At 73.0% G+C, this 15,901-nt stretch carries 19 protein-coding genes; 9 read left to right on the forward strand and 10 right to left on the reverse strand.

What is annotated here, in order from left to right:
• Positions 1-8: 8 nt before the first annotated feature.
• The 4 genes from ACFYX3_RS30840 to ACFYX3_RS30855 form a co-directional block, all read right to left on the reverse strand.
• Positions 9-584 (reverse strand): potassium channel family protein, encoded by a 576-nt coding sequence (locus ACFYX3_RS30840; protein WP_389020275.1) that lies wholly within the window; start codon positions 582-584, stop codon positions 9-11.
• Positions 581-1,483: a YhjD/YihY/BrkB family envelope integrity protein gene (locus ACFYX3_RS30845; RefSeq protein WP_389020279.1), complete on the reverse strand. Its 903-nt coding sequence runs from the start codon at positions 1,481-1,483 to the stop codon at positions 581-583. The genes ACFYX3_RS30840 and ACFYX3_RS30845 overlap by 4 nt, the downstream gene beginning before the upstream one ends.
• Before the next feature lie 278 nt (positions 1,484-1,761).
• Positions 1,762-2,637 carry an undecaprenyl-diphosphate phosphatase gene (locus tag ACFYX3_RS30850; protein ID WP_389020282.1) on the reverse strand — a complete coding sequence of 292 codons (876 nt, stop codon included), beginning with the start codon at positions 2,635-2,637 and terminating at the stop codon, positions 1,762-1,764.
• 95 nt (positions 2,638-2,732) lie between these two features.
• Positions 2,733-3,476 (reverse strand): TVP38/TMEM64 family protein, encoded by a 744-nt coding sequence (locus tag ACFYX3_RS30855; protein ID WP_389020286.1) that lies wholly within the window; start codon positions 3,474-3,476, stop codon positions 2,733-2,735.
• 94 nt (positions 3,477-3,570) lie between these two features.
• On the opposite strand from ACFYX3_RS30855, the gene ACFYX3_RS30860 reads away from it, so the two are divergent.
• The 3 genes from ACFYX3_RS30860 (at position 3,571) to ACFYX3_RS30870 (ending at position 6,107) form a co-directional block, all read left to right on the forward strand.
• Complete coding sequence (locus tag ACFYX3_RS30860; protein ID WP_389020289.1) at positions 3,571-4,272, forward strand: DNA alkylation repair protein; 702 nt, start codon at positions 3,571-3,573, stop codon at positions 4,270-4,272.
• 49 nt (positions 4,273-4,321) lie between these two features.
• A complete protein-coding gene (locus ACFYX3_RS30865) occupies positions 4,322-5,191 on the forward strand; it encodes a patatin-like phospholipase family protein (RefSeq protein WP_389020293.1) in 870 nt (289 codons plus the stop codon).
• Positions 5,192-5,261: 70 nt separating this feature from the next.
• A complete protein-coding gene (locus ACFYX3_RS30870) occupies positions 5,262-6,107 on the forward strand; it encodes a spermidine synthase (RefSeq protein ID WP_389020296.1) in 846 nt (281 codons plus the stop codon).
• On the opposite strand, the gene ACFYX3_RS30875 is transcribed toward ACFYX3_RS30870, so the two are convergent.
• Both ACFYX3_RS30875 and ACFYX3_RS30880 read right to left on the reverse strand, forming a co-directional pair.
• A complete protein-coding gene (locus ACFYX3_RS30875) occupies positions 6,069-7,400 on the reverse strand; it encodes an MFS transporter (RefSeq protein WP_389020300.1) in 1,332 nt (443 codons plus the stop codon). The two genes, ACFYX3_RS30870 and ACFYX3_RS30875, sit on opposite strands and share 39 nt — an antisense overlap.
• Before the next feature lie 152 nt (positions 7,401-7,552).
• Entirely contained in the window at positions 7,553-8,668 is a 1,116-nt protein-coding gene (locus ACFYX3_RS30880; protein WP_389020303.1) for a hypothetical protein, read from the reverse strand.
• A gap of 107 nt (positions 8,669-8,775) precedes the next feature.
• On the opposite strand from ACFYX3_RS30880, the gene ACFYX3_RS30885 reads away from it, so the two are divergent.
• Positions 8,776-9,234: a DUF4442 domain-containing protein gene (locus ACFYX3_RS30885; RefSeq protein ID WP_359519700.1), complete on the forward strand. Its 459-nt coding sequence runs from the start codon at positions 8,776-8,778 to the stop codon at positions 9,232-9,234.
• Between the two features lie 58 nt (positions 9,235-9,292).
• Here the strand turns inward: ACFYX3_RS30885 and ACFYX3_RS30890 are convergent, their stop codons facing one another.
• Positions 9,293-9,823 carry a hypothetical protein gene (locus tag ACFYX3_RS30890; RefSeq protein WP_389020308.1) on the reverse strand — a complete coding sequence of 177 codons (531 nt, stop codon included), beginning with the start codon at positions 9,821-9,823 and terminating at the stop codon, positions 9,293-9,295.
• Between the two features lie 248 nt (positions 9,824-10,071).
• Here ACFYX3_RS30890 and ACFYX3_RS30895 point away from each other — a divergent pair, with 248 nt between their 5' ends.
• Positions 10,072-10,725, forward strand: coding sequence for a DedA family protein (locus tag ACFYX3_RS30895; protein ID WP_389020642.1), 654 nt, complete (start codon positions 10,072-10,074; stop codon positions 10,723-10,725).
• Between the two features lie 142 nt (positions 10,726-10,867).
• Here ACFYX3_RS30895 and ACFYX3_RS30900 read toward each other — a convergent pair whose 3' ends face one another.
• Positions 10,868-11,395: a gamma carbonic anhydrase family protein gene (locus ACFYX3_RS30900; protein ID WP_389020311.1), complete on the reverse strand. Its 528-nt coding sequence runs from the start codon at positions 11,393-11,395 to the stop codon at positions 10,868-10,870.
• Positions 11,396-11,542: 147 nt separating this feature from the next.
• Here ACFYX3_RS30900 and ACFYX3_RS30905 point away from each other — a divergent pair, with 147 nt between their 5' ends.
• Positions 11,543-12,310, forward strand: coding sequence for an acyltransferase (locus tag ACFYX3_RS30905; RefSeq protein WP_116165649.1), 768 nt, complete (start codon positions 11,543-11,545; stop codon positions 12,308-12,310).
• A 31-nt stretch (positions 12,311-12,341) separates the two neighbouring features.
• On the opposite strand, the gene ACFYX3_RS30910 is transcribed toward ACFYX3_RS30905, so the two are convergent.
• Positions 12,342-13,205, reverse strand: a complete 864-nt coding sequence (locus ACFYX3_RS30910) for an EamA family transporter (RefSeq protein WP_389020314.1) — start codon at positions 13,203-13,205, stop codon at positions 12,342-12,344.
• 117 nt (positions 13,206-13,322) lie between these two features.
• Here ACFYX3_RS30910 and ACFYX3_RS30915 point away from each other — a divergent pair, with 117 nt between their 5' ends.
• Positions 13,323-13,895 (forward strand): helix-turn-helix domain-containing protein, encoded by a 573-nt coding sequence (locus ACFYX3_RS30915; RefSeq protein WP_389020317.1) that lies wholly within the window; start codon positions 13,323-13,325, stop codon positions 13,893-13,895.
• A 44-nt stretch (positions 13,896-13,939) separates the two neighbouring features.
• Positions 13,940-14,503, forward strand: a complete 564-nt coding sequence (locus ACFYX3_RS30920) for a YbaK/EbsC family protein (protein ID WP_389020320.1) — start codon at positions 13,940-13,942, stop codon at positions 14,501-14,503.
• A 63-nt stretch (positions 14,504-14,566) separates the two neighbouring features.
• Here ACFYX3_RS30920 and ACFYX3_RS30925 read toward each other — a convergent pair whose 3' ends face one another.
• Complete coding sequence (locus tag ACFYX3_RS30925; RefSeq protein WP_382658244.1) at positions 14,567-15,007, reverse strand: CoA-binding protein; 441 nt, start codon at positions 15,005-15,007, stop codon at positions 14,567-14,569.
• 154 nt (positions 15,008-15,161) lie between these two features.
• Between ACFYX3_RS30925 and ACFYX3_RS30930 the strand changes: the two genes are divergently transcribed.
• Positions 15,162-15,788: a YigZ family protein gene (locus ACFYX3_RS30930; RefSeq protein WP_389020323.1), complete on the forward strand. Its 627-nt coding sequence runs from the start codon at positions 15,162-15,164 to the stop codon at positions 15,786-15,788.
• Positions 15,789-15,901 lie beyond the last annotated feature (113 nt).

Raw genomic sequence — 15,901 nt, forward strand, 5'->3', positions numbered from 1 at the left:
GTTCGTCGTCATCGTCCGTGGCCTCCGGTCTGAGTACGGTGCGTATCGGCCCTGCGCTGCCGGCCCCGGCGGACCGCACCCACGATGATCTTGAGGGCGAGGCCGAGGACCACCAGGTCGGCGAGCATCTGGACGGTGACGACCAGCCGCGCGGCCTCGGTCTCGGCGGTGATGTCACCGAATCCGGCGGTGGAGAACACCGTGACGGTGAAGGAGAGCGCGTCGCTGTGGGACAGCGGCTCGCCGAAGCTTCCGGGCGACAGCGCGGCCGGCGCGGCGTAGCCGGCGGCGAACAGCAGCAGGAAGTACGGGATGCCGGTGGCCAGACCCTCGACGGCCCGCAGACCCGGGTGCGGGGACCGGAGGATCGAGCGGACCCGGGCGGCGACCGGTGCGACGAACCCCGCCGGCCCGACGAGGAGCGTGGTGAGGGTGACCGCCGTGGACGAGTGGTCCAGGGGCGGCAGGTAGTACAGGGTCACCAGGACGGTGGCCGAGCCGACCGCACGGGCCACGACCCGGACGGTCCTTCGGACCGAGGGGCCGGCCCGGTCCTGGGCCACCCCGCCGTTTCCGGCAGTCACGACGACCGCCTCATCTTCGTGAGCGCCGCCCGGAAGGAGATCTGGCGGTCCTGCCACATCATGCCCGTGGCCGCGCCCAGGGTGATCACCACCCCGATCGCGATGAAGAACGACATGAGGGCGAAGACCACGCCGATCGGCCCGTACTTCTCGTCGTAGTCGGTGACCATGCCGGAGAAGACGAAGTGGAAGACGATCAGCATGCCGATCCAGAACGAACCGGTGGCCACCGCGCACGGCAACAGCCTGCGCCAGGCGACGCGCCCCGCCAGCAGGAGCCACATCGTGAACCACCAGAACACGACGAATGTGGGGGCGTTGACGATCCACCACAGGACCGGCGCCTTCTCGTGGAAGCCCGTCCCGGCGGCGGTGCCCAGGGCGGTCCAGCCCACGACCGCGGCCAGCCAGACCACCGCCCGCAGCCGGTCCCGCGCCCCACGAGTACGGAGCTGGAACATCTGCTGGTACAGCCTCTGCAGCGAACCGGCGACGGCGAGCCCGCTCAGGACGAAGAACACCCAGGACAGGCCGGTCACCGCCGCCGAGGTCGCCGCGCCGGAGGTGAACAGGTCACCCATGTCGGCGGCGGCCTGCCTGTTGAGTCCCAGCCGGAGCGACAGCCCCGACACCGCCGACCGTCCGGCCAGGGCGGATGTGATGAGCATGAACGGGACCGCGCACAGCAGGAGCGTGGCCGCCAGCAGCATGGCCTGGTTGAGGAAGTCGAACGCGTCCAGCCGTCGCCACAGGTCCTCGGCCCACGACCCCGCGTACTTCGCCCTGCCCCACTCGGTCGCCCGCCTGGCGCGCCGAGCACCCCGCTCGGCCGCCTTTCGGCCGGGCCGCCCGCGGGCCCCCGCCCCACCCCGCCGTGTCGCGCGCGCGTCCCGAGGCATGCCCGGTGTTCTGTCGCTCGCCCGCATGATGCGTCCTCCAGGAGCTGATCACGACGGTCAGCGGGGACCCCTCACGAGGCGGCGACACGCGTGCTCGGGGCCGCGGTCCCGTATCCACCGTCGCACGGCTGCCAGACCGTGTCAGATCTGATGGGCGACCCCGGCTCCGCCACGCGCAAAGACGCGGACGCCCTCCCCGAAGACGACGTCGGCCTTCACGACCACAACCAGGTCGTGAAGGCCGACGTCACGCGCGAGGCCCGGATTCGCCGGCAGCGTCAGCCGGCGGACTCGCCCGCGTGCGGGCTCAGGACGTCCGCGCCGACCAGGACGAACAGCAGGATGCCCAGTGCGATCCGGTAGTAGACGAACGGCATGAAGGACTTCGTGCTGATGAACTTCATGAACCAGGCGATCACCGCGTAGCCGACGGCGAAGGCGATGATCGTGGCGAAGATCGTCGGGCCCCAGGAGACGCTGCCGTCCGAGGCGGCGTCCTTCAGCTCCATCCCGCCGGAGGCGATCACGGCCGGGATGGCGAGCAGGAAGGAGTAGCGGGCGGCGGCCTCGCGGGTGTAGCCCATGAGCAGACCGCCGGAGATCGTCGCGCCCGAGCGGGAGACGCCCGGAATCAGGGCCATCGCCTGGCACACGCCGTAGATCAGGCCGTCCTTCACCCCGAGGTCCTTGAGCGTCTTGCGCTCGCGCGCGGCCCGGTGCCGGCCGCCGATCTCGTCGCGGGCGGCGAGCCGGTCGGCGATGCCGAGGACGATGCCCATGACGATCAGCGTGGTGGCCGTCAGCCGCAGATCGCGGAACGGCCCCTCGATCTGGTCCTTGAGCGTCACGCCGAGGACGCCGATCGGAATGGAGCCGACGATCACCAGCCAGCCCATCTGGGCGTCGTGGTCGGAGCGCATCGACTTGTCCGTGAGGGAGCGGAACCAGGCGGAGACGATCCGGCCGATGTCCTTGCGGAAGTAGATCAGGACCGCGGTCTCGGTGCCTATCTGGGTGATCGCGGTGAAGGCCGCGCCCGGATCCTCCCAGCCGGCGAAGGCCGCGGTGAGGCGGAGGTGCGCGCTGGAGGAGATGGGAAGGAACTCCGTCAGCCCCTGGACGAGTCCGAGGATGAACGATTCGAACCAACTCATGGGGCTAGGGCCGTCCCGTTTGTACGTGTGCGGTCAGAAGGTCGTGCGCAGCGTACAGGTACAAGATGACAAGCCTATGGTGAGGCCCGTGGCCGCTACTTGAGGACCGGCTCCCGCTTCGGCTCGGGGGCCGGGACGGCGGCCCGCAGGCCGTGCCGCTTGCGCCACGCCACCACCGCCGCGCCGAGGCCCGACAGGACGATGAACCCCGCCGAGAAGAGGAACGCCGGCGAGCCCGGCGAACCGGCCTGGGCGCCCGCCACCACGTACGCCGCCGTGTTCGGCAGGGAGCCGAGCGCCGTCGCCAGGAGGAACGGCACGTATCGCATCCGGGAGACCGCCGCGCAGTAGTTGGCCGCCGCGAACGGCACCCCGGGGAACAGCCGGATCGCCAGCATCGAACGGAACCCGTGCCGGCTCAGCTGCCCGTCCGCCGCCGTCAGCCACCGGCCCCGCACCAGCGGCCGCAGCGCGTCCTGCCCCAGGACCCGGCCGAGGGTGAACGCGATCCCCGCCCCGAGCACCGTCCCCGCGAGCGCCCCCGTCAGACCGGCCGCGGAACCGAAGAGCGCGCCCGCCGCCAGATTGAGCACCGGACGCGGTACGAACGCCGCCGCGCACACCCCGTACGCGAGACCGAACAGCAGCACCGCCCCGGCGCCGCCCGACTGCGACGGCCAGCCCGAGGAGAGCATCCGCTGCGGCTCGTACAGCACCACCAGGGTGCCCGCCGTGAGCAGCAGCAGAGCGAGCAGCGAGAGCCGCGAGCGGGGGGAGAGCAGGGTCCGGGAGCAGCGGACGGCGAGGGAGCCCGGCGGCCGGGGGACGGGAGCGAGCATTCGGGGAGAGTAACGGACACCTTTGTAGGAGCGCCGTAATGTGCGTCATGTCCGACCGGGCGCGCCCCGCGGCACACCGAGACAGAGAGGCACCATGACCGACACCGCACCACCCGCGAGCGCCCTCGCCGACACCGTCCTCGACCGGCTCACCACGGTCTACCCGGCGGCGGCGAACCCCTTCCGGGCGCAGGAGATGGTCGCGTACATGAAGGGTGTCGCCCCCTTCCTCGGCGTACGGACCCCCGAACGGCGGGCGCTGTCCCGCACGGTCCTCGACGGCACCCCGCGCCCCGACGAGACCGACTGCGCCGCGATCGCCCTGCGCTGCTTCGCCCTGCCCGAGCGCGAGTACCACTACTTCGCCGTCGACTACCTGCGCCGGCACGTGAAGCGCTGCTCCTCGGACTTCCTGCCGATCGCCCGCCGGCTCGTCACCACCGTCTCCTGGTGGGACACCGTCGACCACCTCGCCGCCCACGTCGTCGGCGGCCTGGTGGCGGCCGATCCCGCCCTCGCCTCCGCCATGGACGCGTGGATCGACGACGAGGACCTGTGGGTCGCCCGCACCGCCCTCCTCCACCAGCTCTGCTACAAGGACGCCACCGACGCCGACCGGCTCTTCGCCTACTGCCTGCGCCGCTCGGCCCACCCCGACTTCTTCATCCGCAAGGCCATCGGCTGGAGTCTGCGCGAGTACGGCAAGACGGCCCCCGCCGAGGTCCGCGCCTTCGTCGCCGCCCACGGCTCCCGCCTCTCCCCCCTCTCCGTGCGCGAGGCACTCAAGAACCTCTGACCCCCACCCCGGTCGCCGGACCCGTCAACTGCTGCGCCAGACTCGGCACATGACGCAGATCGGGAAGCGGACGGGGAAGCGGACGGCGCTGGTGCTCGGGGCCGGTGGGCTCGTCGGAGCGGGGTGGGAGATCGGGGTGCTGCGGGGGCTGGTCGACGCCGGGACCGATCTGACCGGCGCCGATCTGATCGTCGGCAGCTCCGCGGGGGCGGTCGTCGCGGCACGGCTCTCCTCCGGCCGTGGCGGGCTCGACGCCCTGTACGAGCAGCAGCTCGACGGCGAGGCCACCGAGCCCGCCGCACGGCTCGGGCTCCCGACGATCCTCCGGTACGCCGTCGCCGTCCTCCGCTCCCGCACCCCCGAGGAGTACGGCCGCAGGCTCGGCCGGCTCGCCCTCGCCGCCTCCACCGTCGCCGAGGCGGACCGCCGCGAGACCGTCGCCCGGCGGCTCGGCCGGGCCACCGAATGGCCCGCCCGGCCGCTGCTCGTCACCGCGGTCGACGCCGAGAGCGGCGAGCTCACCGCGTACGACGAGGACAGCGGCGTCCCGCTGGTCGACGCCGTCACCGCGAGCTGCGCCATCCCCGGCGTCTGGCCCCCGGCGACGATCGGCGGGCGCCGCTGGATCGACGGCGGCATCCACTCCACGGCCAACGCCCACCTCGCCGCCGGCCACGACCGGGTCGTCGTCATCGCCCCCAGCGCCCGTGGCAGCAAGGTCGTGCTCTCCCCGGCCCGGCAGGGCGCCGACCTCGCCGCCGCCGGGGCGCGCGTCGAGGTGATCACTCCCGACGAGGCCTCCCGCAAGGCCATCGGCCGCAACGCCCTCGACCCCGCCCACCGGGCGGCCGCGGCCCGCGCGGGCCGCGCCCAGGCCGCCTCCCACGCCGCGGCCGTCGCAGCCGTGTGGGGCGGGTGAGGAGCAGAGCCGCGGGCCGGCAGACGGGCCGAGTGACAAGCCGCCTGCCGAACCGGGCGACAATGAGAGCGTGAACGAGCAGATCCCCGTCATCCGCGAGGTCGACCAGGGCACCGCGCGCCTCATGCCCGATGTGGACCGGGAGCGGGCCTGGCTCCTGACGGTCGACGGTGCGCCCCAGTCGTACGTCGACCTGGACGATCCGGCGTACCTGGAGTTCGAGTACGCGCGGCGCCTCGCCCATGTCGTCGACGGCGCCGCCGAGCCCGGCGCGCCCCTCGACGTCCTCCACCTGGGCGGCGGGGCGCTCTCGCTGCCCCGGTACGTCGCCGTCACCCGGCCCGGCTCGCGTCAGGACGTCGTCGAGGCCGATCTGGGTCTCCTCGCCCTGGTCGAGGAGCACCTGCCGCTGCCCGGGGGCTCGGGGACGACCGTGCACGGGGCGGACGCCCGCGCCTGGCTGGAGGCGGCGCCGGACGCCTCGGCCGATCTGGTCGTGGGCGACGTCTTCGGCGGCTCGCGCGTGCCCGCGCACCTCACGTCCGTCGAGTACGCGCGCGAGGTCCGGCGGGTGCTGCGGCCCGGCGGTCTCTACGCCGCCAACCTGGCCGACGGGGCGCCCTTCCCGTTCCTCCGGTCCCAGCTCGCCACCTTCGCCGCCGTCTTCCCCGAGCTGGCGCTCGTCGCCGAGCCGGCCGTGCTGCGCGGCCGCCGCTTCGGGAACGCGGTCCTGGTCGCCTCCGGCCGGGAGATCGACACCGCCCACCTCGCGCGGCGCGCGGCGGCCGACGCCTTCCCCGCGCGCGTGGAGCACGGGGACACCCTCGTCCGCTTCACCGGCGGCGCGGAACCGGTCCTCGACGCCGGGGCCGTCCCGTCACCCGTTCCCCCGGAGGGCGCCTTCGGCATCGGCTGAGGCGGCGGGGGCCTCAGTGGCAGGCCCGCCCGCGGCCTCCTTGCCGTGCGGGCGCCGCGTCAGGTTCCGTACGTCCGGCACGAGGAGGACGAGCGCGGTGACGACGGTCATCAGGGCCGCCGCGCCCCACAGGGCCTCGCTCCGGCCGAACGCACTCTCCGCCGGGCCCGCGAGGGCCGTGGACAGCGGAAGCAGCGCGGTCGAGCCGAACCAGTCGTACGCGGACACCCGGGACAGCTTCTCCTCGGGGATCTCCTGGTGCATGGTCGTCATCCACGAGACGCCGAACACCTCGATCGCCACCCCGCTGACGAACATCGCCGTCGTCAGGCCCGCCGCGTCCAGCGGCACGGCGAGCGCGGCCGAGGGCAGCGCGATCGGGAAGACGCACAGGGTCCCGACGAACAGCATCCGGCGCGGCTTCCACCGGGTCATCAGGACGGCGCCCGCGACCGTCCCCGCGCCGTACGCGGCGAGCGCGATGCCCCAGGGGCGCGAGCCGCCCAGCGAGTCCCGGGCGACCAGCGGTCCGTACACCGACTCGACCGCGCCGATCAGCCCCACCACCACGGAGAACTGGGCGACGATCGACCACAGCCAGGGCCGCCCGACGAACTCGTGCCAGCCCTCCCGCAGATCCGCGAAGAGCCCGCCGCCGGGGGCGCGGTCCGGGATGCCGCTGACGTCGAGGAAGGCGCGCAGGCCGCCCGCGACGGCGAAGGCGACGGCGTCGATCGCGAGGACCCAGCCCGGTCCGACGAAGGCGACGAGCGCGCCGCCGAGCGCCGCCCCGCCGATGGCGGCGCCGTGCATCGCCATCCGGAAGACGGCGAAGGCGCGGCTCGCCTGCTCCCCGCTGACGCTGGACATGAGCATGCCCTCGGCCGCGGGGTTGAAGAAGGCCTGGCCGGTGCCGCAGAGCGCGGTGAGCACCATCATCTGCCAGATGCGGGCCTCGCCGGAGAGCACGAGGACGGCGAACGCGGCCTGCGAGACGCAGTTGAGGGCGTTGGCCGCGACCATCACCCGGTGCCGGGGGAGCCGGTCGGCCACCGCGCCGCCGATGAGCAGGAACAGGACCAGCGGCGCGAACCGCGCCATGGCCACCAGGCCGACGTCGCCCGCGTCGCCCCCGGAGTCGAAGACCGCCCAGGTCGTGGCGATCAGCGCGCCGTGCGTGCCGAGGTTGGTCACGATCGTGGCGGCGGTGAGCAGCAGGTAGTTGCGGCCGGCCCACTCGGGGCGGCGAGAGCGGGGCGGTGTCCGGAGGGGGGAGGCGGCGGGTGACGTCACCCCGGGACTATCCCTGGCCGCCGCCCGTACTGCCAACCGGATATCGGACGGCCCGTCACCGCGCGGGACCGACCCGGCGGGACCGACCGCGCGAGACCGGAAGGGGGAGACCGACCGCCGGGGCCGACGCGTCGGCCCCGGCGGTCGGTCGGTCAGGACTCGGAGGGGGCGAGCCGGACTGTGGAGAGGATCTTCCGGACCGTCGCGTCGGGCAGCTCGTCCTTGACTCCGTCGGCGCCGTAGAGCACCCAGGTCGAGAAGTCGCCGGCGGCGTTCTTGAAGGAGAAGGCGATGGACTTGCCGTCCGTCTCGCACTTGTTGCGCTTCTTCACGCCGGGCGCCGTGGCGGTCGCCAGGCTGCCCGTGAGACCGGACGCCGTCGTGTACGGCACGGACTTGGTGATCTTGATGGTGCTCTGCGGCATGTGCTGCGCGTAGCCGCCCCACACCCAGGTGCCGGCCTCGCTACGGGCGAGGGACGCGGTGTCCTTGGCGCCCTGGCCGCCCTTGGTGCCCGAGGTGGCCAGGCCCCAGGTCTCCTCGGTGCCGTTCTTGTCGACGTCGTACGTGCACCACTTGCCCTTGAGCCGCGTGGGCCCGGACATCGTGACCAGCGGACTGCCGTCGTGCTTCTTCTCGTCCTCGAAGTACGTGATCGAGCCCGGCTTCAGGACCTCCCACTCCGGCGGCACGTCGAAGAGGGTGCCGTACTTCGGGTTGTAGACGACCTTCCAGCCGGGGATCGTCGGCTGCTGCGCCGCTCCGTCGCGCGGGTTGGCGATCCCGGACGACTGGCTCGGGGCGGGCGCGGAGGAGGGGTCCACGGAAGCGGAGGCGGACGGCTTGGGGTCCTCGGCGGTGTTCTTCTTGTCGTCGTCCTTGCCGAGCACGAGGAAGGCGGTGACTCCGGCCGCGACGACCACGGCGGTGGCGGCGACGATCGCGACGATCGTCGTCTGCCTCTTCTTGCCGCCGTCGGGCCCACCGGGCTGTCCGGGGCCCGGCACCGCGTACTGCTGCGGCACGGTCGGCTGCTGGTACGGATTGGGATAGCCCGGCTGCTGCCCGTACCCCTGCTGCGGATAGCCGGGCTGCGTGGGCGGCTGCTGCGGGTAGCCGGGCTGCGTAGGCGGCTGCTGCGCGTACCCGGGCTGCGTAGGCGGCTGCTGATACGGGTTCGGCTGCTGGTACCCCGACTGCTGGTAGGGGTTCTGACTCTGGTCCTGCGGGTTCTGCTCGCCCCCGGGCGGCTGCTGTCCTGGCCACATGGCCAGTAACCATAGAGGTGCGCGGGTCGCCCGACCACGCCCGCCCCCGGACCGGTGGGCGGCCGGGGGATGGCCAAGGCTGCTACTCGTGGGTAACATCACGGTCCATGAGCGCAGACCAGATGTCCGTCGGCGAGATGCTCGCCGCCACGGTCCCCATGGCCGGAACCCTGAACCTGGAGTTCCTGGAGACCACCGCCGAGCGCGCCGTCGTGCGCCTCCCGGACCAGCCCGCCTACCACAACCACGTCGGCGGCCCGCACGCCGGAGCGATGTTCACCCTGGCCGAGTCCGCCAGCGGCGCCATCGTGCTCGCCGCCTTCGGCGACCAGCTGAGCCGCGCGGTCCCGCTCGCCGTCAAGGCCGAGATCGGCTACAAGAAGCTGGCCATGGGCGTCGTCACGGCCACCGCCACCCTCGGCCGGCCCGCCGCCGAGGTCGTCGCCGACCTCGACGCCGGACAGCGGCCGGAGTTCCCGGTGCGGATCGACATCACCCGCGAGGACGGCGCCGTGACCGGCGAGATGACCGTCCTGTGGACCCTGCGCCCCCACGACAAGGCGTAGTGACTCGCGGCGTGCGCACCGTGGCCCCCGCCCCTCGCCGGAGCGGGGGCCACACGCGTCACGCGACCTGGAACCAGAACGCCTCGATCGGCAGGCCGCGGCCCGTGGTGCCGATCATGTAGTTGGGCAGCGTGTTGAATTCGCTCGCGCCGACGTAGGCGGCGCCGCCCTGCCAGCCGTCGTTCCTGATGTGGGCGTCGGCGTTCATCGTGGGCGAGCTGGCGAACATGATCGCCTCCATCGCGACGTTCACCCCGTCGATACCGATCTGGTCGGTCGTGTGGGAGCCGTTCACGCACACCTGGCGGTCGTCCCAGCCGTAGTTCGCGCGGTGCGCCCTGGCGCAGAACCGGATGGAGCTGCCCGGCTGCACGTGGAACCGGACGGCCTCGACGGCGAGGGCGCGGCCGGTGGTGCCCGCCCACTCCCCGTCGCAGCGCCAGTCCTGCCAGCCGATGTTCTGCACGTGCGCCTGGTAGCAGAAGGTTCCCGTGGGTTCGCTGCGGGCGACGGCCTGGCCCGCGGTCGTGACCGTGGCGGCCGCCGTGATCGCCAGCGCGGCGACCACGCGCGTGATCTGCTTGAGCATCTGGTGCTTCCCCCTTGTGAGTTGACGAGCCGTTCGCGGCTCGGCGGGATCTTGACCGGGGCTTACGACACCGCCGTTCGAAGGCCGTGCCCGGCGCCCGACCCGCCGGCTCGCCCCCGGGTTGCCTCCCGGGCGGGTGACAATGCCCTCACCCCGGCGTGTCGAGGCCGGACACATCGGAGCCGGTACGCTGCCCAGGTGTGCCCGACGCGGTGCACACCTGGTCGGTCGTCACGGGAGGTACCGCGTTGCACGTGCAGGAATGGCTGGAGACGATCCCCGCGGTCGCCGTCTACGTCCTCGTGGCGGTGGTGATCGGGGTGGAGAGCCTGGGCATCCCGCTGCCCGGCGAGATCGTGCTCGTGAGCTCGGCGCTGCTCGCCTCGCAGCACGGCCACATCGACCCGTACGTCCTCGGCGCCTGCGCCACCGCCGGCGCGATCATCGGCGACTCGATCGGATACGCGATCGGCCGCAAGGGCGGACGGCCGCTGCTCGCCTGGCTGGGCGGGAAGTTCCCCAAGCACTTCAGCGAGGCCAACATCGGCCTCGCCGAGAGCTCCTTCCAGAAGTGGGGCATGTGGGCCGTCTTCTTCGGCCGCTTCATCGCCCTCCTGCGCATCTTCGCGGGGCCGCTCGCCGGTGTGCTGCGCATGCCGTACTGGAAGTTCCTCATCGCCAACGTCCTGGGCGGCGTCCTGTGGGCTGGCGGCACCACGGCCGTCATCTACACGGTCGGCGTCGTCGCCGAGGCCTGGCTCAAGCGCTTCTCCTGGCTGGGCCTCGTCCTCGCCGTCCTGATCGGCATCGCCTCGATGCTGGTCGTCAAGAACCGCGCCAAGAAGGCGGCGGCGCAGCGGGCCGAGGCCGCGGAGCCGGAGCCGGTCCCCGCGACGGACTGAGCGCGGACCGTACGCGTACGACGGAGGGCGGCACCCGGGACGGGTGCCGCCCTCCGCTCCGTATCGGACCGCGGTCGTGGGCGCGGGGCTCGTGGTGCAGGGCCTCAGTCCTGGCGCCGGGCCGCGATCCCGGCCCCGCGCATCAGTCCTCGAAGGCCTCGGCGTGGCCCTTGGCGAGCAGCAGGTACATCTCGGCGTTCAGCTGGATCCCCGCCTTCTCCTCGCCGGTCAGCGGGCGGCGCACCTTGGCGGGAACGCCGGCGACCAGCGAGCCCGGCGGGATCTCCATCCCCTGCGGGACGAGCGCCTGGGCGGCGACGAGCGAGCCGGCGCCGATCCGGGCCCCGTTGAGGACGGTCGCGCCCATGCCGACGAGTACGTCGTCCTCGATCACGCAGCCGTGCACGGTCGCGTTGTGGCCGACGGTCACCCGGTCCCCGATCGAGACGGGGAAGCCGGGGTCGACGTGGACCGTGCAGTTGTCCTGGATGTTGGAGTCCTCGCCGATCGCGATCGGACCGCAGTCCGCCCGCAGCACCGCGTGGTACCAGATGCTGGCGCGGGCGCCGAGCGTGACCTCGCCGAGCACCACGGAGGTCGGGGCGGTGAAGGCGGTCGGATCGATCTGCGGCTCCTTGCCGCCCACTCCCTTGATCAACGCCTCTGTCATGGTTCGCTCCTGATCGTCGGATCCCGGGATCCGCAGCCGTCGTGTCACGCCCGGGGGTGCCCCCGTGCGCAGCCTATGCCGTGCTCATGACGGACATCACAGCGCACCGCAGTGATCAGGTACGACGGCTCCGACTACGGTGGCCGGGTGCCCAGGAACAGAAACACGTTCTCATCCCTCGCCGCCTGGCGGCGCAGGGTCCTCGCCCGTGCCGTGCAGGGCGGCTGGCGCTGGGTGCAGCAGGCGGGCTCCGTCACCGCCGAGCACCCCGGGAAGCTGCGGTTCCGCCGCCTTGGCGCAGGGACCCGGCTGGCGTTCCCGCAGGGCACGGTCTTCGGCGAGCCGTGGATCGAGATCGGCGAGTGCTGCATCATCGCCGAACAGGTCACGCTCACGGCCGGGATGCTGCCGGACCTCGACCTCGGGACCGACACGGTCCTGACGCTGGGCGACGGAGTCGTCCTCGGGCGCGGCAGCCACGTCATCGCCGACGCGAAGGTGACGATCGGCTCGGACACGTACTGCGGCCCGTACGTCTACATCACCTCGACCAATCACAGCTACGACGACCCGGACGAGCCCGTCGGCCGCCAGTGGCCCCGCTCGGCACCCGTCTCCATAGGTCCCGGCTGCTGGCTCGGCACGGGCTCGGTGATCCTCCCGGGCGCGCGCCTCGGCCGGAACGTGGTGGTCGCGGCGGGCGCGATCGTGCGCGGCGAGGTTCCCGACCACTCGGTGGTCGCGGGCGCGCCGGCCAGGGTCGTCCGCAGCTGGGATCCGGAGAAGGGCTGGCAGCCGCCGATCCGTACGCCCGCCCCGGTGCCGATCCCGGAACACGTCACCCCGGAGCAGCTCGCGGCGCTGGCCGTCTGGGAGGCGCAGCGCGCGCAGTCGTCCGAGTCCGTGCCGTCCTGACCGGCGAGGGGTGAACGGCCGGCGGTGGCGGCTAGCCCGTCGCCAGGAGGACCGTGCCCACCAGGGCGAGGCCCGCGCCCGCCGCCTGGACCGTGCGGAGCCGTTCCTTGAGGACGCCGCGGGCCGCGAGGGCCGTGACGACCGGGTAGAGGCTGGCGAGGACGGCGGCGACGGTGACCGGGCCCTGCTGTGCGGCGATCGCGTACGTGCCGTTGGCGGCGACGTCTGCGAGGCCCACGAAGGCGAGGGCCGGGAGCGCGGCGCGGACGACCCCGGCGCCGCCCTCCGGAAGCGCGCGGCCGCCACGCCTCACCGAGGCGTACAGGGCTCCGCCACCGACCAGGACGTTGGTGACGCGCTGGACGAACAGGGCGAGGAACAGGCCCGTGACGGTCGTGGACGCCTCGGCGATGAGCGTCATCACCGAGCCGAAGCCGAACGCCGCGATCAGGGTCAGCAGGACCGCCTGGCGCTGGACGGGCGCCCCGCGCAGCTCCGGTCCGCCCGCGAGCACCACGCCGAGGATCGCCACCGCGATCCCGGCGAACTGGAGCAGTCCCGGCCGGTCGCCGACGAGGAGGCCGACGGAGACGGGGACGAAGACGCCGAGGGAGCCGAGCGGCGAGACCACCCCCATGGGGCCGAGCGCGAGCGCCTTGTAGAAGGCGAGCATGGCCGCAGGGCCGACGACGCCCGCCCCGACCGCGTACCAGAGCTGGGGTCCCGCCTCGGTCCAGGCGCCGGTCGCGAGGACGATCGAGCCGAGGACGAGGACCGCGAGGGTCTGGGAGACCACGACGACGGTGAGGGCGGGGATCCGGCGGGTGAGGAGCCCGCCACCGAAGTCGGCGAGGCCCCACAGAAGGCTGGTGGCCAGGGCGAACAGGGCGGTCATGGATCCTCGCAAGGGCGTGCGTGAGCGGCGTGCGGCAGTACAGTGCAGTGAACAATCGGGCGCACCCCACCGTAGTTCAGTCTGTTGAACTCTGTCATCCAGAATATTGGACGGAATGTGTCGGACCTCGACCAGCTCACGCAGTCGCTCGCCCGGAACCTGAAGCGCTGGCGCAAGGAGCGGGGACTCACCCTGGACGCGCTCGCCGCCCGCGCGGGCGTCAGCCGCGGCATGATCATCCAGATCGAGCAGGCCCGGACCAACCCCAGCGTCGGCACCACCGTGAAACTGGCCGACGCCCTCGGCGTCTCCATCACGACCCTCCTCGACTACGAGCAGGGCCCCCAGGTCCGGCTCGTCCCGCCCGGCCAGGCCGTCCGGATGTGGTCCACCTCCACCGGCAGCCACACCACCCTCCTGGTCGGCACCGAGGCCCGCGGCCCGCTGGAGCTGTGGTCCTGGACCCTCATGCCGGGCGACGGCAGCGCCTCCGACCCGCACCCGGAGGGCACGGTCGAGCTGCTGCACGTCACCGCCGGGACGCTCACCCTCGTCGTGGAGGGCGAGGACCACCCGCTGCCCGCCGGCACCTCCGCCGTCTTCGAGGCCAACGTCGCGCACGCCTACCGCAACGACGGCGACGAGCCGGTCGAGATGACGATGGCCGTCTCCATCCCGCCCGTACGCTGAGACGGATGCCCTTTCCCCGGGCGGCGGTTGTTAGCGTGAGGCGTATGCGCGCACCCATCGGAGACTTCGAAGACGCCCGGCCCGCCCCCGACTGCCTCGACCTCCTGACCGCCCCCGTCGCCGCCGCCGTCCGCGCCTGGACGGGGCCCGTCGCGGCCGACCAGGTGCTGTACGTGGACACCGACCCGGCCATCGCCGACACGGCCGTCTTCGTCGAGCACCACGGGCCCGACCTCCTCGACGCGTCCGCGAACTGCGTGGTCGTCGCGGGCAGGCGCGGCGAGACGACCACACTCGCCGCGTGCCTCGTGAAGTCGGCGACCCGGGTCGACGTCAACGGCCTCGTCCGCAAGCACCTCGGCGCCCGCAAGGCATCGTTCGCGCCGATGGACACGGCGACCGGCGAGACCGGCATGGAGTACGGCGGGATCACCCCCGTCGGCCTCCCGGCCGACTGGCCCCTGCTCGTCGACGCCGCCGTCGTCGACACCGAGTGGGTCCTCATCGGCAGCGGCCGCCGCCGGGGCAAGCTCATCCTCCCCGGCAAGGCCTTCGCCCAACTCCCCGGCGCCGTCGTCCTGGAGGGCCTCGGCGTCCCCGTCGGGTGAGGACGGGGCCGACCGTCGGGTGAGGACGGGATCGAGCGCCCCGCCCAGGACCCGGCCTGCGGCTCAGCCCAGGCGGGGTATCTCGATCGCGGGGCAGCGGTCCATGACCATGTCGAGCCCGGCCTCACGGGTGCGGGCGAACGCGTCCTCGTCGATGACGTCCAACTGGAACCAGACCGCCTTCGCGCCGATCGCGACGGCCTCGTCGGCGACGGCCCCCGCCAGCTCGCTGTTCACGAAGACGTCCACGACGTCCACCGGGAAAGGGATGTCGGCCAGCGAGGCGTACCCCTGCTCGCCGTGGACCGTCTCCGCCTTCGGGTGCACCGGCACGATCCGCTTCCCGAAGCGCTGGAGGACGGCCGCCACCCCGTACGCGGCACGGGCCCGGTTCGACGAGAGGCCGACCACCGCCCAGGTGTCGCCCGTGGACGTCAGGATCCGCCGCACCGTCTCCGACGCGGAGTACGCGGCGGGGTCCGTGGTCGTGGTGTCTGTGCTCATCGCTTCTGCTGCCTTTCGTCGGCGCGGCCCGTCTGCGAGTGGAACGAGCCGCGCCGAGCCGTGATTCCCGCCCGCGCCACCGCGCGGCCCTGAGATCTCCCCTAGGGAGTGCCTTGCCGATCAGGCCGGGCCCGGCGGAACGTAGGCTGGTCGGATGCAGGAGCAGTACCGCACTCTGGCCCGTGAGGGCGTGCACGAGACCGAGATCAACCGCTCGCGCTTCCTCTGCGCGCTCGCACCCGTCGCCGACGAGCGGGAGGCGCAGGAGTTCGTCGCCCGGATCCGCAGGGAGCACCCGACCGCCACCCACAACTGCTTCGCGTACGTCCTCGGCGCCGACGCCTCCGTGCAGAAGGCGAGCGACGACGGCGAGCCCGGCGGCACCGCCGGCGTCCCCATGCTCCAGATGCTGCTGCGCCGCGAGATGCGGTACGTCGCCGCCGTCGTCACCCGCTACTACGGCGGCGTGAAGCTCGGCGCGGGCGGCCTGATCCGCGCGTACGGCGGGGTGGTCGGCGAGGCGCTCGACGCCCTCGGCACCATCACCCGGCAGCGCTTCCGGCTCGCCACCGTCACCGTCGACCACCAGCGCGCCGGCAAGCTGGAGAACGACCTGCGGGCCACCGGCCGCACCGTCCGCGAGGTGCGGTACGCCGACGCCGTCACGATCGAGATCGGTCTCCCCGACGCGGACGTCCCCGCCTTCCGCGGCTGGCTCGCCGACGCCACGGCGGGCACGGCCTCCTTCGAACTCGGCGGCGAGGCCTACGGGGACGCGTGACGGGTGACGGGTGACGCGTGACGCGGTGAGATGTACGCGCGCGTGACACCTCGCAGGTGACGTGCCTCACATGGGTGAGCCCCCGGTGACGCCCCGCCCGCGGCGTCCGCTCC

This window comes from Streptomyces sp. NPDC002463, assembly GCF_042889835.1.
Classification (GTDB): Bacteria; Actinomycetota; Actinomycetes; order Streptomycetales; family Streptomycetaceae; genus Streptomyces; species Streptomyces nymphaeiformis.